The 18,511-nt window shown below is 73.2% G+C and carries 19 protein-coding genes and 1 pseudogene; 9 read left to right on the plus strand and 11 right to left on the minus strand.

The genetic code is table 11. The features are described from left to right. Positions 1-291 precede the first annotated feature (291 nt). The 5 genes from ETD83_RS15055 to ETD83_RS15075 form a co-directional block, all read right to left on the minus strand. A complete protein-coding gene (locus tag ETD83_RS15055; protein WP_138645743.1) occupies positions 292-1,107 on the minus strand; it encodes a LuxR family transcriptional regulator in 816 nt (271 codons plus the stop codon). Between the two features lie 115 nt (positions 1,108-1,222). Beyond that, positions 1,223-1,543 (minus strand): GroES family chaperonin, encoded by a 321-nt coding sequence (locus ETD83_RS15060; RefSeq protein WP_138645744.1) that lies wholly within the window; start codon positions 1,541-1,543, stop codon positions 1,223-1,225. Between the two features lie 10 nt (positions 1,544-1,553). Next, a complete protein-coding gene (locus tag ETD83_RS15065; protein ID WP_138645745.1) occupies positions 1,554-2,462 on the minus strand; it encodes an NAD-dependent epimerase/dehydratase family protein in 909 nt (302 codons plus the stop codon). A 10-nt stretch (positions 2,463-2,472) separates the two neighbouring features. Continuing rightward, the gene (locus ETD83_RS15070) at positions 2,473-3,273 is read right to left on the minus strand and encodes an SDR family NAD(P)-dependent oxidoreductase (RefSeq protein WP_138645746.1); all 801 of its coding nucleotides are present in this window, start codon (positions 3,271-3,273) and stop codon (positions 2,473-2,475) included. A 60-nt stretch (positions 3,274-3,333) separates the two neighbouring features. Beyond that, positions 3,334-4,791 (minus strand): flavin-containing monooxygenase, encoded by a 1,458-nt coding sequence (locus ETD83_RS15075; protein ID WP_138645747.1) that lies wholly within the window; start codon positions 4,789-4,791, stop codon positions 3,334-3,336. An 88-nt stretch (positions 4,792-4,879) separates the two neighbouring features. On the opposite strand from ETD83_RS15075, the gene ETD83_RS15080 reads away from it, so the two are divergent. Further along, positions 4,880-6,031 carry a DUF7737 domain-containing protein gene (locus ETD83_RS15080; RefSeq protein ID WP_138645748.1) on the plus strand — a complete coding sequence of 384 codons (1,152 nt, stop codon included), beginning with the start codon at positions 4,880-4,882 and terminating at the stop codon, positions 6,029-6,031. After that, the gene (locus ETD83_RS45335) at positions 6,024-6,155 is read left to right on the plus strand and encodes a hypothetical protein (protein WP_268920458.1); all 132 of its coding nucleotides are present in this window, start codon (positions 6,024-6,026) and stop codon (positions 6,153-6,155) included. The genes ETD83_RS15080 and ETD83_RS45335 overlap by 8 nt, the downstream gene beginning before the upstream one ends. Positions 6,156-6,161: 6 nt before the next feature. Here the strand turns inward: ETD83_RS45335 and ETD83_RS15085 are convergent, their stop codons facing one another. Then, positions 6,162-6,827, minus strand: a complete 666-nt coding sequence (locus ETD83_RS15085) for a helix-turn-helix domain-containing protein (RefSeq protein ID WP_138645749.1) — start codon at positions 6,825-6,827, stop codon at positions 6,162-6,164. Positions 6,828-6,939: 112 nt separating this feature from the next. Here ETD83_RS15085 and ETD83_RS15090 point away from each other — a divergent pair, with 112 nt between their 5' ends. Continuing rightward, positions 6,940-7,812: an aldo/keto reductase gene (locus ETD83_RS15090; protein WP_138645750.1), complete on the plus strand. Its 873-nt coding sequence runs from the start codon at positions 6,940-6,942 to the stop codon at positions 7,810-7,812. Between the two features lie 68 nt (positions 7,813-7,880). After that, a complete protein-coding gene (locus ETD83_RS44470; protein WP_230420923.1) occupies positions 7,881-8,549 on the plus strand; it encodes a PadR family transcriptional regulator in 669 nt (222 codons plus the stop codon). Between the two features lie 89 nt (positions 8,550-8,638). Here ETD83_RS44470 and ETD83_RS15100 read toward each other — a convergent pair. Next, a pseudogene (locus ETD83_RS15100) lies at positions 8,639-9,892 on the minus strand (APC family permease); the annotation flags it as partial. 149 nt (positions 9,893-10,041) lie between these two features. Here ETD83_RS15100 and ETD83_RS15105 point away from each other — a divergent pair. Beyond that, positions 10,042-10,677, plus strand: a complete 636-nt coding sequence (locus tag ETD83_RS15105) for a TetR/AcrR family transcriptional regulator (protein WP_138645752.1) — start codon at positions 10,042-10,044, stop codon at positions 10,675-10,677. Beyond that, a complete protein-coding gene (locus tag ETD83_RS15110) occupies positions 10,674-11,837 on the plus strand; it encodes a DmpA family aminopeptidase (RefSeq protein WP_138645753.1) in 1,164 nt (387 codons plus the stop codon). The genes ETD83_RS15105 and ETD83_RS15110 overlap by 4 nt, the downstream gene beginning before the upstream one ends. A gap of 15 nt (positions 11,838-11,852) precedes the next feature. On the opposite strand, the gene ETD83_RS15115 is transcribed toward ETD83_RS15110, so the two are convergent. Continuing rightward, positions 11,853-12,854: a diacylglycerol/lipid kinase family protein gene (locus ETD83_RS15115; RefSeq protein WP_230420924.1), complete on the minus strand. Its 1,002-nt coding sequence runs from the start codon at positions 12,852-12,854 to the stop codon at positions 11,853-11,855. Positions 12,855-13,011: 157 nt separating this feature from the next. Here ETD83_RS15115 and ETD83_RS15120 point away from each other — a divergent pair, with 157 nt between their 5' ends. After that, positions 13,012-14,070 (plus strand): alpha/beta hydrolase, encoded by a 1,059-nt coding sequence (locus ETD83_RS15120; RefSeq protein WP_138645754.1) that lies wholly within the window; start codon positions 13,012-13,014, stop codon positions 14,068-14,070. Positions 14,071-14,116: 46 nt separating this feature from the next. Further along, positions 14,117-15,022 carry an amidohydrolase family protein gene (locus ETD83_RS15125; protein ID WP_138645755.1) on the plus strand — a complete coding sequence of 302 codons (906 nt, stop codon included), beginning with the start codon at positions 14,117-14,119 and terminating at the stop codon, positions 15,020-15,022. On the opposite strand, the gene ETD83_RS15130 is transcribed toward ETD83_RS15125, so the two are convergent. The 3 genes from ETD83_RS15130 to ETD83_RS15140 are packed head-to-tail and all read right to left on the minus strand — an operon-like array spanning position 15,016 to position 17,526. Further along, positions 15,016-16,038 carry a cation diffusion facilitator family transporter gene (locus ETD83_RS15130; protein ID WP_138645756.1) on the minus strand — a complete coding sequence of 341 codons (1,023 nt, stop codon included), beginning with the start codon at positions 16,036-16,038 and terminating at the stop codon, positions 15,016-15,018. The genes ETD83_RS15125 and ETD83_RS15130 overlap by 7 nt on opposite strands. Beyond that, positions 16,035-16,442 (minus strand): ArsR/SmtB family transcription factor, encoded by a 408-nt coding sequence (locus tag ETD83_RS15135; RefSeq protein ID WP_138645757.1) that lies wholly within the window; start codon positions 16,440-16,442, stop codon positions 16,035-16,037. Before ETD83_RS15135 ends, ETD83_RS15130 begins: the two co-directional genes overlap by 4 nt. Positions 16,443-16,461: 19 nt before the next feature. Further along, positions 16,462-17,526, minus strand: a complete 1,065-nt coding sequence (locus ETD83_RS15140; protein WP_138645758.1) for a DUF6777 domain-containing protein — start codon at positions 17,524-17,526, stop codon at positions 16,462-16,464. A gap of 133 nt (positions 17,527-17,659) precedes the next feature. Here ETD83_RS15140 and ETD83_RS15145 point away from each other — a divergent pair. Next, a partial coding sequence (locus ETD83_RS15145; RefSeq protein ID WP_138645759.1) for a serine/threonine-protein kinase occupies positions 17,660-18,511 on the plus strand: 852 nt, incomplete at its 3' end.

The following is an 18,511-nucleotide window of genomic DNA, read 5'->3' on the forward strand; positions in this document are numbered from 1 at the left end:
CTGCCGATGAATTGCATGGGTGCCATCGAATATGGCATCGGGACCAGCGGATGGGCGAGGGGCGGGCGGGGATCATGTTTGCGCACGTGCGAGATCCTGTCCCCGCGCAAACCGTGCCGTGGGGTTACCGTAAATGCCGAAAATCGCTGCTGGTCTTGAGAAAAATGCTCGGGAGCAATGGCGGGAATGCGCATACGTCGTTTGGTTCGACCAGGCGGCGGGACGATCCCGCACGCCGTGGCGGCCGGCATCATGCCGATGGCCCGCGTGCACCGCCCGATCTGACCGCGCTCATGAGCGGCGCCCGATCTCGTAGCCGAGCTGGAAGTGGGTGAGCACCCCGTAGTCGGCCTTCATGCGCGCGACCCGCTTGGCGAACGTCCGGTCGCTGATCCCGAGCCGTTTGGCGATCACCGTGCCCGTCTCACCGTCGATGAGCATCCGGACGATCCGGCTCTGCACCGGCGTGGTGATGTTGTGCGTGGTGTAGGCGGCGAACGGGTCGGACCGCTGCCAGACCCGGTCGAAGACGTCGGCCAGGTAGCGCACCACGGCCGGCACGGTCACCGCGACCGCCGTCGCGCCGTCGGGCGAGCCGGGCAGGAAGCAGATCCGCCGGTCCACGATGATCAGCCGGTTGAAGAACTCGTCGAACGTGCGGACCTCCGCGCCCGCCGCCGAGATCTCGTCGACGTAGGCGACCGTCGCCCGGTCGTGGCGGGCGGTGTGCTGGTACAGCGTCCGCATCGACGCCCCGCGCCGCAGCGCCCGCCGATCGCGCTCCAGTGCCGTGCGGAGCCTCTCGCCGTCGCGCGACCCGCCCGGCTGGGCGGTGAGCAGCTCCGCGCGGCACCGGCCGATGGCCGCCGCGATCCGCCGGTCGATCGTGTCGGTCCCCTCCAGCGGCTCGAACCCGCCGGAGACCGCCGCCGCGCGCGTGCCCTCGGCGCCGGCGAGCGACGTCAGCTGCGACTCCATCTCCCGCAACGCCAGGGCCGCCTGCTCGGCGTGCGACCGGAGATAGCGCAGCGTCCGGCCGAAGGAGTCCTCGGGCGCAGACCCGTCCTGGAACTGCTTCGCCCGGCTCGCATCCTTGGTTTCGTGCATCACAACATGCCCCCTGCGTGTGGACTTCTGTGATGGGGATTCGTCCGCGAACAAGGGGAGGGACCTGGCCGCTACCGGCCTCGTCCGGCCGTCGGCGATTGCGGCGCGGGGACCGTCAAAGGTAGAGGCCCGTGCCGTGTTCGGGGCGCTCGCTGGCGATGGCGTGCAGGTCGCGCTCGCGCATGACGAGGTAGTTCTCGCCCTGGATCTCGACTTCGAACTGGTCGCCGGGGTGGAACAGCACCCGGTCGCCGGGCTTGACGATCCGGACGTGGTGGCCGACCCCGCAGACCTCGCCCCAGACCAGGCGGTTCCCCTGCTCCACCGTCGCGGGGATGACGATCCCGCCGGTGCTGCGGCGCTCCCCGCTGTCCTTCTCGACCTTGATCATGACCCGGTCGTGGAGCATCTGGACTTCGAACTTCGGCTCGGACACGCTGGGGAGTTTAGTCGCCGGTCCGGGTGAGAGCGTTCCACGAGCCCGCGATGATCTCGGGGAGCGACGAGCGCTCCGGCCGCCAGCCGAGCCCGGCCCGGACGGCGGAGGCGTCGCAGATCAGCACGGGCGCCTCGGGTCGCGCGGGACGCCGGATCGTGGGCACGGCTCGCCCGGTCGTCTCCTCGACGGCGGCGACGACCTCGTGGACGGCCGTCCCGATGCCGCTGCCGACGTTGTAGACCCGCTCCTCGCCGGGCCGCGCCGTCTCCAGCGCCCGGACGTAGGCGGCGGCGAGATCGTCCACGTGCAGGTACTCGCGGACGGCGCGCCCGTCGCCGTTGATCTCCAGGTGCGGAGCGTGCCCGGCCGCCACGGCGAGGGCCTTCGGGATCAGCCGCGTCTCGTCCGGGTCGGCCCGGCCGTCCACCGACCCGGCGACGTTGAACGTGCGCAGGACGACCGCGCCGATCGCACCCGTCCGGGCGTGGAACCGGACGGCCTGCTCGGCGGCCAGCTTCGACGCCCCGTACGGGCTGGACGGCGCCGTGCTCTCGCTCTCCGGGATCGGCTGGCGCTCCGGCGTCCCGTACACGGCGGCCGTCGAGCCGAACACCACCCGCTCCGCGCGCACGGACTGCAGCAGGTTCACCGTGCCCTGCACGTTGGCGGTGAAGTACCGCAGCGGGGCGTCGAACGACTCGCGGACGCGGGTGAGCGCCGCCAGATGGCACACCCCGTCGTAGGGGCCGCCCGGCAGGCCGTCCGGGTCGAGGAGGTCGCCGTGGACGGGACGGACCCCGTCCGGCACACCGGCGCTCCGCCTGACCAGCCCGTCGACGTCATGCCCGGCCGCGACCAGCCGCCGCCCGACCGCGTACCCGATGTAACCCGCCGCCCCCGTCACCAGCACCCGCATGAGCCCGTGTCTACCCGAGGCGACGGCGCCCGGGAAGCCCGGGTCCCGTGTAGGTGCGGCCGGTGTTGGACGATATCCGCGTGACGAGCCCGCGCGGCAGGAAGCGGGAGGCGCCGACGATCGCCTTGTACTGCGGGCCCGGGATGCTGACCTGGACGCCCCGCCGCAGGTCGCGGAGCCCGGCGGCCACGACGTCGTCCTTGTCCAGCCACATGAACCCGGGCAGGCCCGACATGTCCATCCTGGCGCGCTCGTGGAACTCGGTGCGCACGTAGCCGGGGCACAGCGCCATCACGCGGACGCGGCCCTCCGAGCGCCGGGCGATGTCGGCGGCGGCGGCCTGGCTGAAGCTCACCACCCACGCCTTGGACGCCCCGTACGTGCCGCGCGTCGCGAACGCCGCCGCGGACGCCACGTTGACGACCCCGCCCCGGCCGCGGTCGAGCATCCCCGGCAGCACGGCGTGGGTGAGCCGCAGGACGGCCTCGCAGTGCACCTTCAGCATGGTCAGCTCGTCCGACACCGGGACGTCAAGGAACACGCCGTTGTGGCCGAACCCGGCGTTGTTGATCAGCAGGTCGACGTCGTCGCGGACGCGTTCCTCCGCCGCCGCGAGGCCGTCCTCCGTGGACAGGTCGGCGGGCAGCGCCTCGGCGCGCACGGCGTACCTGCCGCCCAGCTCGGCGGCGGTCCGCTCCAGCCGCTCGGCGTCGCGGGCCAGCAGGACCAGGTCGAATCCGTCGGAGGCGAGGCGGCGGGCGAAGGCGGCACCGATGCCCGCGGTCGCGCCGGTGATGAAGGCGGTCGGCATGGCACCGAGCCTAAGCCGCCCGGCACCGGCGGGGCCACCGGGGGCTGCCCGGCCACCCGGTTACCGGGCCGCGGCGGGCCGGGCGCGGAAGTGGCGCGGGTCGGGGCGGCGGGTCGCGCGGCGGTAGGCGAACGTGAACCCGGGCCAGTTGCTGACGACCTCGCCGTCCGCGGTCATGTACCAGCTCCGGCATCCCGCGTTCCACACCGTCGAGCGGAGCCGGTCCCGCATCTCGCGGGTGAACGCCTCCTGCGCGTCCGGCCGGACGTCGATCCAGCCGAGCCCGGCGCGGCGCAGCGCCTCGACGCAGCCGAGGACGTACCTGAACTGCGACTCCAGCATGTAGATGATCGAGTTGTGGCCGAGGTTGGTGTAGGGGCCGTACAGCAGGAACAGGTTCGGGAAGCCGCTGACGGTGATGCCGAGATGGGCCTGCGCGCCGCCGCGCCACGCCTCGTTCAGCTCCCGGCCGCCCCGTCCGACGATCTTCATGGGGGAGAGGAACTCGGTGGCGCGGAACCCGGTCGCGTAGACGATGACGTCCACGCCGTACTCGCGCTCGGCGGTCCTGATGCCGGACGGGGTGACGGCCGTGATCGGGTCGGTGACGAGGTCCACATCCGGCCTGGCCAGCGTCGGATAGTAGTCGCTGGAGAGGAGGATCCGCTTGCAGCCCATCGGGTGGCGGGGGATGAGCGCGTCCCGCAGGACGGGGTCGCCGACGCCGTCCCTCAGCGCCTTCTTGAACCGCCTCTCCGTCAGCGCCAGCAGCCTCGGGAACTTCACGAACCCCAGCGCCCGCGACTCGTACGCCGCGTAGACGCGGGCGCGGCTCAGCTCGTACACCCCGGGCACGTGCGCCAGGACGGCCTTCTCCCAGCCCCGGTACGGCCGGTCCGGCTTGTCGATCACGTACGGCGCGGTCCGCTGGAACAGCCGCACCTCCGCCGCGTCCCGCGCGATCTCCGGGACGATCTGGATCGCGCTCGCGCCCGTCCCGACCACCGCGACCCGCCGTCCCCGCAGGTCGATGCCGTGGTCCCAGCGGGCGGAGTGGAAGCTCGGCCCGGCGAACGACGCGCGCCCCTCGATCGGCGGCAGCGCGGGCCGGTTGAGCTGCCCGCACGCGGGCACCAGCACCCGCGCCGCCAGCTCGCCGGACGTCGTGGAGATCCGCCAGAGCGCCGCGTCCTCGTCGAACCGCGCCTCCGTGACCTCGGTCCCGAACCGGATCTTTTCCAGGACGCCGTGCTTGCGGGCGCAGTGCCGCAGGTATTCGAGGATCTCCGGCTGCGGCGGGAAGCGCCGCGACCAGTCCGCCTTCCGCTCGAACGAGAAGGAGTACAGGTGGGACGGGATGTCGCACGCCGCTCCCGGATAGGTGTTGTCGCGCCACGTGCCCCCGAGCCCGGCGGCCTTCTCCAGGATCACCACGTCGCGGATCCCGGCCCGCCGGAGCCGGATCGCCATCCCGATCCCGCCGAACCCGCTCCCGATGATCACCACGCTGTGCGCCATGGCCGTCCCGAATCTCGTTCCGCCGCGGTCCCTCCCCGAGCGTAGGTGACCGTGAAGCCGCAGAACAGGCACCGGAATCGCGGCTCTTTTGTCGGCCGCACCTGCCACGATTCCGCCATGCTCTGCGACACCCTCCGGGCGAAGGCGCGCAAGGACGACGGCCTGGACGGCGTCCGCGCCGCCGCCCTCGACCGCGCCCGCTGGTTCCTCGACCTCGTCGACCGGGGCTGGGCGGACGGCGTCACGGACGAGGCACGGCTGCACGAGGAGCAGACGCGGCGGAACCGGCTGGCCCGGGACGAGTTCACCCGGAGGCTGCCCGCCTGCCCGGCCTGGCGGACGGCCGGGCGTACCTCGTCGCCCTCGTCTGGCCGGGGCGGCCGGCGAGGACTGGATCATCTGGCACTACGCGTCCGAGATCAGGGGCGCGGCGTCGCGGGCCCGGGGCTGGTCGCGCGACGAGGCCGCGGTCCTGCTGCTCGGCGCCGCCGAGGTCACGACCGACTACCGGCTCGCCGAAGCGCTCGACGTCGCGCTGAGGGCCGTCGAGCAGCTCGAACCCGCGGACCTCTACGAGCTGGCGCCCTGGCTCCGGCACGTGTCCGGCACGTTCGCCAGGGCCGACATCCCGATCGGCTACCGCGGCCCGCTCGCCAAGCGCCTGTGGGGCCTGATGGAGACCGTGGACGAGGCGATCCTGCCCGACGGGCTGATGCCCGTGTCCGAGAGGTGGGCCGCCCCGTTGCGCGCGTCGGCGGCGACGGCGCCGGCGTTGGAGCGGGCGCGGTTCGTCCGGCACCTGGTGAGCCTGTTCGTCGGCGTGACCTCGATCGCCGCCGACGCCGAGTGGACCGACCGCGGCGAGGACCGGTTCGCCGCGTACTGGCGCGAGACGACGTTCGGCGAGCTGAGCGCGAGCGCCGAGGTCCGCCGCGCCGCGCTGGCGCGCGCGCTGCCCCGCACGAAGATCGCCGGCCGCTGCTCGCTCGACGGCCGCTACCTGGTCGTCCGCGGCGAGCTGCGCACGTACAAGATCCATCTGGGGTCGGCCAACATCCTGATGGAGCCGGACGACTCCTACCTCTGCATCGTCCAGGCCAGGGGCAGGAGCATGGGCACCGTGTACCTGCCGTTCGAGGACGAGCGGCTCTCCCTCATCCTCAGCAAGGCGTTCCTGCTCGCCGCCGACCACAAGATCACCGACGAGTCCATCCGCGCGCAGATCAAGCGAGGTGCCTGATGCCCGCCGTGACGTTCCGCGACGAGACCGCGACCGGCAGGTCGAGGACCTGGACGAGGAGGTCGACCTCACCACCGACCCCGACCTGGTCTTCGTCAAGCTCGTCCCGCTGGCGGGCGGCTGACCGGGGTCAGCCGATCAGGCCGAACTCGTGGGCGCGCAGGCCCGCCTGGAAGCGGGAGCCGGCGTCCAGCAGGGTGAGGATCTCCGCGACGCGGCGGCGGTAGGTGCGCAGCGACATGCCGAGGCGGCGCGCCGCGGCCTCGTCCTTCAGCCCGCCGGCGAGCAGCCGCAGGATGCGGACGCTCTCCTCCGACAGCGCCGGGGGCCGGTCGCGGCGGTAGTCGTCGAGGTCGGTCGCCTTGTCCCACGTCGCCTCGAACAACGAGATGACGCCCCGGACGACGCTCGGCGACCGCACGACCGTGTACTCGCGCACGCCGCCCGCGGGCGGGCCCGCGAGGATCGCGACCCGCCGGTCCACGATGATCGTCTCGTGGGGGAGGTCCGTCGTGCAGATCCGGACGCGGGCGCCCGCCTTGTTGATCTCCACTAGGTGCCGCTCCGACTCCTCGTCCGCGAGCGCCGCCGGGTTGTGGAGCTTGTAGGTGACGGGCGCCGGCGCGGCCTTGTACCGCTCCGCGACGATCCGCTCCCGGTAGCCGGGCATCGCCCAGGTCTTCAGGTCGGTGGCGGCGCAGGCGAACTCCTCGCACCCGAGGAACAGCGGCCCGGCCCGCTCGGCCAGCTCCGCCTCGCCGCGCAGCACGACGTTCCGGTCCAGATCGGCGCTCATCGCGTTTCAGCCCGCCGCAGTTCAGTCCGCATCGCACTTCAGTCTGCCACGCGGCTGGCAGCAAGCTGCCAGCCGTTCGTCCCGGCCGGGAGCCCGCAGCACAGTGGGACCCATGACGACACAGACCACCACCGGCGGTCATTTCGATCTCGGCGGCGACCTGGGGGTCGCCCGGATGGGCTTCGGCGCGATGCGCCTGCCGCAGAGCCGCCTCGACGGCCCCGCCAACGACCGCGGCACCGGCCTGAAGATCCTGCGCAGGGCCGTCGAGCTCGGCGTGGACCACATCGACACCGCCGCGTTCTACTACGCCCAGGGCGGGCCCGCCGCCAACGAGATGATCCGAGCGGCGCTCGCCCCCTACCCGGACGGGCTGGTCATCGCCACCAAGGTCGGGCCGTACCGGGGACCGGACGACACGCACCCGACCGGGACGATCCCCGCGTCCGGGCTGCGCGCCGAGGTGGAGCGGAACCTGCGCGAGCTGGGACGCGACCACCTCGACCTCGTCTACCTGCGTCCTGGCGGACTGGACACTCCCACCGACGAGCCGGTCGGGGAGCGCTTCGCCGTCCTGGCCGCACTCCGTGACGAGGGCGTCATCCGGCACCTCGGGCTCAGCCACGTCAGCGCGGCGCAGCTAGCCGAGGCGCAGGAGATCGCGCCGGTCGCGGCGATCCAGAACCGGTTCGACATCACGAAGCCGCGGGACGCCGCGCTGCTCGCCGTCTGCGAGCGCGAGGAGATCGCCTACGCGCCGTACTTCCCGCTCGGCGGGTTCGGGATCCCCGACGACGAGCGCGTCGGCGCGATCGCCGCGCGGCGCGGGGCCACCGTCGCGCAGGTGCTGCTGGCGGGCCTGCTCGCGCTCTCGCCGGTGATGCTGGCGATCCCCGGGACCGGCTCCCCCGCCCATCTGGAGGAGAACCTGGCCGCCGCCGGTGTCGTCCTCACACCGGACGACCTCGCCGTGCTGCGCGGCTAGCGCTTTCGTCGCCGATTGTCATCCCGACCGCCTACCCTGAAACGCACTTACGGTCAGGGGGAGAGCGGATGTCGGCGACGCGGCTGCTGGTGCTCGGCGGCGTGCGGCGGTTCGGGCGGGCGCACGGGTACGAGGTCCGCCGGGAGCTGATCTCGTGGGGCTCGGACGAATGGGCCCACGTGAACCCCGGCTCGGTCTACCACGCGCTCCGGCAGCTCGCGAAGGAGGGCATGCTCCGCGCGCACGAGGTGGAGGAGAGCGACGCCGGGCCGCCGCACACCGACTACGAGATCACCGACGCGGGGCGCGCCGAGTTCCTCCGGCTGCTGCGCTGCGCCCTCGCGACCGTCGACGTCCGGCATCCGGAGATGCTGACGGCCGGGCTCGGGTTCCTCACCGAGCTGCCGCGCGTCGAGGCCGTCCGGCTGCTGCGCGAGCGGCTGGAGGGCCTTGCGGGCTGGCGGTCGTCCGTGGCCCCGCACCTCGACGCGCGGGACCCGGACGACCACCTGCGCGAACTCCTCGGCTGGTGGGTGCACTCCGCCGACTCCGCCGCCGACTGGACGCGGCGCCTGATCGGGCGGCTGGAGTCCGGCGCCTACGTCATGGCCGACGACCGCGGCTCCCCGGCGTCCGGATCGTCCCCGGCCGGGGCGCCCGCCGGGTCGCCGCCCGGGTCGTCGGCCGCGCCCGTCAGCCTCCAGCCGCCGCGGCGGCGCAGGACGAGCACGAAGTAGGCGGCCGACACGACGATCACCGACAGGGTCACGATCAGGCTCGGCCGCCCGATCTCCGGGTCCTTGGCGCTCTGGTAGATGACGTAGCCGAGCGCGCCGAGCGCGGCGACGGGCGCGACCGGGAACCACGGCATCTTGTAGCCCGCGTGCGCGGTGGTCCCGTTCCGGCGGCCGACGATCACCGCCAGGCAGAGCGCGGCGTACACGGCGACGAGGGACGTCCCGGTGACCACGAGCAGGAACTTCTCGTCCAGGAAGCACGCGGCGGCGCTGAGCACCCCGGTCACGATCGTCGCGATCCACGGGGTGCCGAAGCGCGGGTGGACGGCGGCGAACGCGCGGTCGACCTTCGGGACCCAGGTGCGGTCCCGGCCCGAGCTGAAGATCAGCCGGGCGGTGAGCAGCATGATCGCGATCACCGCGTTCAGGATGGCGAGCGCGATGGACAGGCTGATCACGGTGTTGAGGGTGTCGCCGCCGCGCTCGGTGATGAAGTAGTCCATCATGTTCTCCGACGCCAGCAGCTGGTTGACGTCGGGCGAGCCGAGCAGGACGGCGGTGATCGGGATCAGCTCGGCCGCCACCGTGATGCCGAGGGCCCACAGCACGGTCCGGGCCACCGCCCGGTGCGCGTCATGGGTCTCCTCGCCGAAGTAGACGGCCGAGCCGTACCCGTTGTAAGAGAAGATCGCGACGGCGGTGGCCGCCGCGATCAGACCCGCGGACGCGGCGGTGAGGCCCCCGCCGTCCCCCGCCACGACCGGGTCCGTGAGCAGCTCGGTGAAGGGCCGCTCCACGTTGACGAAGCCGAGCGCGGCCACCACGACCAGCGCGATCATTTCGATCGCGAGGAAGATCCCGGTGACCACCGCGTTGACCTTGATGTCGAAGATCGCGATCACGGTCGCGGCCGCGACCGTGATCGCCGCCACGACCGGGGCGTTGAGGCCGTCGATCAGGACGCCGAGGTAGGTGCCGACGCCGAGCGCGATCACCGCGAGGATCAGCAGCTGGGTGATGAGGATCAGCCCGAGCACGATGAATCCGGCGGGCCGGCCGAGGGTGCGGCCGACGATCGCGTACTCGCCGCCGGTCAGCGGGTACGCGGACGCCAGCTCGGCGTACACGAACGCCATGAAGATCCCGACGACGCCCGCGGCGGCGAAGCTCAGGAACGCGCCGGTGCCCGCCTGCGAGAGCACCCCCGGCGCGATGATGAACACGGATGACGCGGGCGTGATCGCCGACAGCACGATGAGCAGTGCGCCGATCGTCTTCAGCCCGCGGTGCAGCGCGGGCGGGCGGCCGGCGGCTGCCGGTGGACGGACCTCGGGTGCTGACATGGGGCACCTCCTGGACAAGAATTCGTCGAACGAGTATCAAAGAACCACCCGCTACCTGGTCAAGGAGGGAGGCCATAACGACTTGGTCTCGGCTTTCTGCGACGATGGCTTGACTTGCATTGTCTGAACGATCTTCGGAGAATGTCGGCATGGCACGACCCAGCAGGGCCCATGAGCGGCGCGCCGACCTCGTCGCCGCCGCCCGCCGCGCGGTGCTCGGCCGCGGCATGCTCGATCTGCGGCTGCGCGACGTGGCCGCGGAGGCGGAGATGTCGCCCGGTTCCGTCCTGTACTACTTCCCGACCCTCACCGACCTGCTGCGGGAGGTGCAGCGCGAGGCCGTCGAGCGGTTCTGCGCCGCCCGCGAGGACGCCGTCCGGGACGAGCCCGACCCCCGGCGGCGGCTCACCGCGATGATCCGCAGCGGCCTGCCGTCCGGGCCGGACGACGAGCTGTGCGTGCTGCTGTACGAGCTCGGCGCCGTGGCCCGCCGCGACGCCTCCTACGCCGCCGAGCACATCCGGCTGTACGAGCGCCAGGTCGGCATCTACGCCGGGATCCTGGAGACGGGCGCCGCCACCGGCGCGTTCACGCTGACCCGCGACGCCGGGACCATCGCGCGCAACCTCGTCGCGCTGGAGGACGGCTACGGGCTGCACATCACCATGGCCGTGCCGACCCTCGACGTCGCGCGGGCCGCGGGCCTCCTGCTGGCCTGCGCGTCCGACGCCACCGGCTGCGACCTCGGCGACCCCGGGTCCGGCGATCAGGAAGGAGACCGATGACCCGAGCCCGTGCGTTCGGCCTGCCGCTGCCCGGCACGCCCGGCCCGCACAACGCGATCACCGACGTCCCCGGCGTGGAGGTCGGCTACACCACGCTGATCTCCGGCGACGGACCGTCCTCCAGCCCCCACCCACCGCTATTCCAAGGACGAGCTCCGCTCGACGGTCCGACGCGGCGCGGGGCGGGCACGGTGCGCACCGGCGTGACCGCGCTGCTGCCGCGCGGCCGGGACGGCTTCCTCGACCCGTGCGCCGCCGGGATCCACTCGCTGAACGGCAACGGCGAGATGACGGGGTCGCACTGGATCGCCGAGACCGGTGCGCTGACCCTGCCCGTCATGATCACCAACACGCACGCGGTCGGCGCCGCCCATCGCGGCGCGATCGACTGGGCGCTGCGCGAGCGGCCCGGGTTCCAGGAGTGGCTGCTGCCCGTCGTCGCCGAGACCTGGGACGGCTACCTCAACGACATCGGCGGCGACCACGTCCGGCCCGGGCACGCCGTCGCCGCGATCGACGCGGCGTCCGGCGGCGCGGTCGAGGAGGGCTCCGTCGGCGGCGGGACGGGCATGAACTGCTACTCGTTCAAGGGCGGCAGCGGGACGTCCTCGCGGGTCGTCGCCCACGGCTCCGACTCCTACACGGTCGGCGCGTTCGTCCAGGCCAACTTCGGCGGCCGGCGCCAGCTCACCGTCTGCGGCGTGCCGGTCGGCGCCGACCTCGCCGACGACAACCCGATCGAGGACGACGACTGGCTCGCGCCGCCCGGCTCCGGCTCCGTCATCGTCGTCATCGGGACGGACGCGCCGCTGCTCCCCGGCCAGTGCACCGCGCTCGCCCGCCGGGTCCCGCTGGGGCTCGCCCGGACCGGCGCCTACGGCGCGCACGGGTCCGGCGACATCTTCCTCGCCTTCTCCACCGCCAACCCGGGCGCGATCAGCGGCGGCTTCCCGGACGGCGAACCCGGCTACGACACGCTGCGGTTCGTCCCCTGGAACCGGATCGACCCGTTCTTCGAGGCGGTCGTGGAGACGGTCGAGGAGGCGGTGCTGAACGTCCTGCTCGCCGGCCGCACCATGATCGGACGGGACGGCCACCGTTCCCCGGCCCTCCCGCACGACCGGCTGAAGGACCTGCTCACCGCCCGCGGCGTCCTCTGACCAGACCCTTCGCGGTCATGTGTCGGTGAACGTCTGCGGGACGATCACGCGCAGCGCGTTGCCGCGCAGCCGGATCGACACCGGGGTGCGGCCGCGGATCTCGCCGTCCACGTCCACCGGCATCGGCGGATCGGTCTCGATCTCCACGTGCGCGGTGGTGAGGAACGCGTCCTCGTCGAGCGTCCGCCACTGCCCGGTCAGGACGTGCCGCGCGGTCGCCGACGCCAGCCGCAGCCGCCGCTCGTCGCCGAGCCGGTAGACGGCCAGCAGCCGGTCGTCCGGGCTGGCGTCGCGGGCGATGCGCTGCCCGCTGTGGTGCGCGCCGTTCGCGACGTTCAGCTGGTGGGTGACCAGCTCGCGGGTCTCCCCGTCGATGGTGATCCGGGCGGTGAACGCCTCGTGGCGCGGCAGCAGCCGCGCCGCAGTGAGCGCGTACGCGGGACGGCCCACGAACCGCTTGAGCGCGTGCGGGACGCTCTCGGCGACGTGGACCGACAGGCCGAGGCTCACCATGTTCGCGAAGATGTGCTCGCGGTCGCCGGCCGGGCCCTCGCCCTGCGGGTCGCCGGTGCTCTCGAACCAGCCGACGTCGACGTCCGCGACCTTCCCGCCCGCGGGCCGGCCGACGGCGAGGGTCCGGACCGCGCCGGGCAGGTCCATCGGCAGCTCCAGGCTGCGCGCGAAGTTGTTGGTGGTGCCGAGCGGCAGCACGCCGAGCGCGATGTCGCGGTGCGCCAGATGCCCGACGGCCTCGGTGACCGTGCCGTCCCCGCCGCCGACCACGACGAGGTCGGGCTCCAGCGCGAGGACGTCGGTGAACAGCTCCCGCAGCCGGGTCGGGTCGGTCACCGGGAACACGTGGACGACGTCGACGCCCGCCTCGCGCAGCAGCCGGCGGGCCTTGCCGTAGAGCAGGCGGCCCCGCCGGGAGCGGATGTTGATCACCAGCGCGACGCGCCCGCCGCCCGCGATGTCCGCCTCCAGCTCCGCCTTGCTCCGCATCTCGACGCTCGGCATCTCCGCGGCCCTCACTCCCCTTCACTGCCGACACTACCGGGCAAATCCGGACCCGAACTCCGGCCCGAAGCTTTATAAACCCATTGTCCGCCGTTGAAACATGGCCCTGACTGGGAAGCATTACAGGGAGGCACATCTGAATGACCAGGGCGAGAACATGGGACTGCGCGGTTTCGCTGGGGCGGGATTCATCGTCGGGATCGCCGGGCTGACGGCGTCCATCGCCGCGGGCGGACCCGCGGGCGGCGCCGCCCGCCCGGTCGCGCCCGCCGACGACGGCGCCGCCGTGATCGACGAGCGCCGGCCGCGCCGCCGCGTCCTTGACCTGGCCATCCGCTCGCCCGTCCTCGACGGCGTCGGCCGCGCCCGGCTCCTGCTGCCCCGCCGCTGGTCGCGGGAGGCGTCCCGGCGCTGGCCCGTGCTCTGGCTGCTGCACGGCGCCGGAGCCGGAGCCGGTCCGCCGGGCGGAGCCCGTCCGTTGAATGGCGGTGGGCGGGGGGACGGTCACACCGCCTGGACCGACCACACCGATATCGAGGAACTCACCGAGGGCGCCGACGTCATCGTCGTCATGCCCGACGGCGGCCCTTGCGGCAATTACACCGACTGGTGGAATCGCGGCGGCGGCGGAGCCCCGAAGTGGGAGACGTTCCATCTGGCGGAACTGCGGCAGATCCTGGAACGCGGATACCGCGCCGGGCCGGACCGCGCCGTCGCCGGGAACGCCATGGGCGGCCTCGGCGCGCTGTCGTACGCGGCCAGGCACCGCGGGATGTTCCGCGCGGCGGCCTCGTTCAGCGGGCCCGTCCACACCCTGTACCGCGACCCGGCCGGGCTGGACGTCGCCGACCTCGTCGAGCTGGGCGTCGCGATCGGCGCGCCGTCCCTCGACTGGACGGACGTGTGGGGCGACCCGGAGGAGCAGCGCGTCGTCTGGCGGCAGCACAACCCGTACGACCTGGCCGACCGGCTCACGGGCGTCCGCCTGCACGTCAGCTCCGGCGACGGCGCGTCCGGCCCCTTCGACCGCCGCCGGGGCACCGGGCGGGACGCGGTCGAGGCGCTCGCCCACACCGTCTCGCGGGAGTTCGCCGGCAAGCTCCGCAAGCTCGGCATCCCGGTCTCGACGCACTTCTACCGCGGCACCCACACCTGGCCGTACTGGCGCCGCGAGCTGCGCGCGACCCTGCCCGCCCTGCTGGCCGAGATCTCCTGACCCGCCCAGGCCGGTGGCGCCCTGACCTCCGGCTAGGGTCGGGGACGTGACCGAGCCTCGTTCTGATCCGGACGTCCCGGCGTTCTGGCGGGTGCTCGGGCTGCCCGGCGTCATCGACGTCCACGTCCATTTCATGCCGCCGCGGCTGATGAGCGCGGTCTGGAGCTACTTCGACGAGGCCGGGCCGCTGATCGGCACCGAATGGCCCATCCGGTACCGGGGCCCGGAGGAGGAGCGGCTCGCGTTCCTGCGCGGGCTCGGCGTCCGCGCGTTCACCTCGCTGGTGTACCCGCACCGCCCCGGCATGGCCGAGTCGCTCAACGAGTGGGCCGCCGGGTTCGCGGCCCGCGTCCCCGAATGCGTCCAGACGGCGACGTTCTTCCCCGAGCCCGGCGTCGGGGACTACGTGGTCCGGGCCCTGGACGCCGGCGCCCGCATCTTCAAGGTCCACCTCCAGGTCGGCGGGTTCGACCCGCGCGCCGAGGAGCTCGACCCGGTGTGGGGGGCGCTCGCCGACGCGGGCGTGCCCGCCCTCGTCCACGCCGGTTCGGGACCGGTCGCCAACGGCTACACCGGGCCCGGGCCGTTCGGCGAGGTCCTCGCCCGCCACCCGCGCCTCACCACCGTCGTCGCGCACATGGGCGCCCCGGAGTTCGAGGGCTTCGCGGCGCTCGCCGACCGGCACGACCGCGTCCACCTGGACACGACGATGGTCTTCACGCGGTTCGCCGCGCTGGCCCCGTTCCCGGACGCGCTGCTGCCCCGCCTCCGCGACCTCGGCCTCGCCGGACGCGTCCTGCTCGGCACCGACTTCCCCAACATCCCCTACGCGTACGCGCACCAGCTGGAGTCGCTGGCCGCGCTCGGCCTCGGCGACGACTGGCTGCGCGCCGTCTGCTGGCACGGCCCAGCCGCGGTCCTCGGCGTCGGCAACGGCCTCGGAGATCAGTGATCACAGGGCGCGCCGCCCGCGTGCTCGTGGGGCTCGCCCGATCCCACGACGTGGCGGGGGCCGTGCGGGTCGTCGCAGTGGCCGTGCCCGCCGCCGGACGGGTCGTCCACGTGGTCGACCTCCAGCGTCGAGTGCGTGATCCCGTACGCGTCGCGGAGCAGTTCCTGCAGATCGCGCCGGACGGCGTGGCAGTCGCCCTTGGTGTCGACGAGCACGTGCGCCGACAGCGCCGGGTAGCCGGAGCTGACCTCCCAGACGTGCAGGTCGTGCACCTCCTCGACGCAGGGCCGCGCGGCGAGCCTGGTGCCCAGCTCGGACGGGTCGAGCCCGGCGGGCGCGGCCTCCATGAGCACGCGGCCCGCGTCCCGCAGCAGCCCGTACCCGGCCTTCAGCATCAGCGACGCCACGACCAGGGAGGCGATCGCGTCCGCGCGGTTGAAGCCGGTCGTCCACACGACGAGGCCCGCGACCGCGGTGGCGATGAACGCGAACAGGTCGTTGAGGATGTGCTGGAACGCGCCCTCGACGTTCAGGCTGCGCCGGTCGGCCCGGCTGATCAGCATGGTGGCGGCGACGTTGACGGCGATGCCGGCCAGGGCCGTCCAGAACACGAACTGGCCCTCGACGTCGTGCGGATCGACCAGCCGCCGGACGCCCTCGTACAGGAAGTAGACGGTGAGCAGGATCAGCGTCAGCCCGTTCAGCTGCGCGGAGAGGATCTCGGCGCGGCGCAGGCCGTAGGTGAAGCCGGCCCGCGGCGGGCGCGCGGCGATGCGCATCGCGACCAGCGCCAGCGCGATCGCGAACGCGTCGGTCATCATGTGCGCGGCGTCGGTGATCAGCGCCAGCGACCCGGCGATCACGCCGATGGTGACCTCGCCCGCCATGTAGGCGACGATCAGCGCCAGCGCGCCGCCGAGCAGCCGCCGGTCGGAGCTCGGCGACACGCCGTGCCCGTGCCCGTGGCCGTGCCCGTGCTTGCGATCCGCCGGCTCGGCCCGCCTGCCTCCGATCATGAGCGTTCGCCCTCCTGCCCGTGGCCGACATGGGCGAGGGCGAGGTCGAGGAGCATCCGGACGTGCGAGTCGTCCAGCCGGTAGTAGGCCATCCGCCCCGCACGGCGGACCCGGACGACGCGGTTGGCGCGCAGCAGCCGCAGCGCGTGCGAGACCGCCGACTCCGAGTGCCCGCAGGACGCGGCGATGTCGCACACGCACATCTCGCCCCCTTCGAGCAGCGCGGTGATCACCCGCAGCCGTCCGGGGTCGGACAGCAGCCCGAAGACCTGCGCCAGCTCGATGATCGTCTCCGCGTCCGGCAGGGCGGCGGTGACGTCGGAGACCTTCGCGGGGTCGACCACGCGGACGACGCAGCTCTCGGGCCCGGCGAGGGGCGCAGCGACATCTGACTGGCTGCTCATATGAGCAGACTACACCCGATCAAGAGACGGCCGGCTCCGGTCCCCGGGACGGCGGGAGCGAGATCGGGCCCTGCGGCTGCCCGGCGGGCGGCGCCATCCCGCCCGTGCTCCCGTCCGGCGGCGCGCCGGTGCCGGGGTCGCCGCCGGTTCCCGGGCCGTCCGTGGGCACGCCCGGCGACGGAGTCTCGCCGGTGCCGGGCGACTCCGTGCCGGTCGGCTCGGTCCCGGGCGATTCCGTGCCCGGCGACACGATCCCGGGCGAATCCAGCCCGGAGTCGGTGGGCGCCGGGGAGTCGCTCGCCGGGGCCTCGGTCTCCGTGGACGGCAGGGCGATCGGCGGCCCGTCCGCCTCACCTTCGGTGGCGCGCGGCCGCTGGAACCCCATGGTCCCCTCCGGATCGACGAGGACGAAGGTGACGATCGTGCCCTTCCGGGAATCCCGGGGCCGGATGTCGGTCACATTCCGCTTCTCGAATCCCGGCCAGGACCGGCCAGTGTAGGACGCGTTCCCCGTGGAGATCTTCTGCTTCGGGCGGGTCAAGGGATTGCCGCAATTGCACTTAACTGTGGGCACTCCGTAACCATTGATCAAAACGCCCATTCCGGCCTGGAGGACGGCGGGTCCGCTCGTCGCCTTCCCGTCCCGGTAGCCGTGGTTCGTGACGAGCGTGTCGGTGCGCAGCAGCACCGGAGTGAGCCGCGACACGTACCGCGGGATGTCGCTGACCGGGATGCCCTGCACCTCCGCCCACGCCCGCGCCTTGTCCGGGTTGGCCTGCAGGAACGCGGCGAGCTTCCGCTGGTCGCAGGTCGAGGCCTGCCGCGTCCCGCCGTAGAGGCCGGGGGAGTCGCCGTCCTTCGTCCCGCCCGCGCGCGGCCGCTCCTTCACGTCCGTCCGGTCGGTGTTGGACGCCAGCGTGTACGGGTCGGGGCCGGGCGTTCCCACGGTCAACCGGGTGATGGTCGCGCCCGCGTCCCCGCATCCGGCCAGCGTGCCCGCCGCCAGCGCGAGGGCCGCGGCCGCCGCCGCGACCGGCGCCGCGGAAACCCGGCGCCGGGCAATTAGCGAATGGATCACTAGCATGCTTCCTCTCCCGCTCCGGGCGACCCGAACCTATACTCTTTGATGCCGGGCGGAGCGGATTTGTGCCCGGCAAATGCTCAAATTTTCCACCGGCCGCCCCGGCCGGTATCGGGGGACCCGACGGGGGTTGTGAATGGCGAGCCCGATTCCCCTCACCACCGCCGATCCGACCCGGCTCGGCGGCTGGGAGCTGCTCGGCCGGATCGGCACCGGCGGCCAGGGCGTGGTCTACCTCGGCCGCCCCGCCGACGGAGGGCGGGGCCCGGAGCGCGTCGCCGTCAAGCTGCTGCACGCGCAGCTGCTCGGCAACGCCGGCGCGCGGGAGCGGTTCGTCCGCGAGCTGGCGCTCCTCCAGCGCGTCGCCGGGTTCTGCACCGCGCAGATGCTCGACGCCGACACGGCCGGCGACCGGCCCTACATCGTCAGCGAGTACGTGCCCGGGCGGTCGCTGCGGCGGCTCGTCCAGGAGGAGGGCCCGCGCACCGGCGCCGACCTCGACCGCCTCGCGATCAGCTCGGTGACGGCGCTGTCGGCGATCCACCGCGCGAACGTGGTGCACCGCGACCTCAAGCCGCAGAACGTCCTGATGGGCCCGGACGGCCCGCGCGTGATCGACTTCGGCATCGCGCGCGCGTTCGACACGAACGCCACCCAGACCAGCCAGGTCGTCGGGACGCCCGCGTACATGGCGCCGGAGCAGTTCACGGGCCGGGTCGTCCCGGCGACGGACCTGTTCGCCTGGGCGGCCACGCTGCTGTTCGCCGCCACCGGCCGCGATCCCTTCGCCGGCGGCCCGCTGCCCGCCGTCATGTACCGGATCATGAACGAGACGCCCGACCTCGGCGCCCTGCCGGGGCCGCTCGCCGACGTCGCCGCCGCCTGCCTCGCCAAGGACCCGAAGGCCCGCCCGGCGTCCGAGGACGTCCTGATGTGGCTCCTCGGCGAACGCGACAAGCACGCCCGCCCGGGAACCGCGCCCGAGACC

Source organism: Actinomadura soli (assembly GCF_005889715.1).
In the GTDB taxonomy this organism is placed as follows: domain Bacteria; phylum Actinomycetota; class Actinomycetes; order Streptosporangiales; family Streptosporangiaceae; genus Spirillospora; species Spirillospora soli.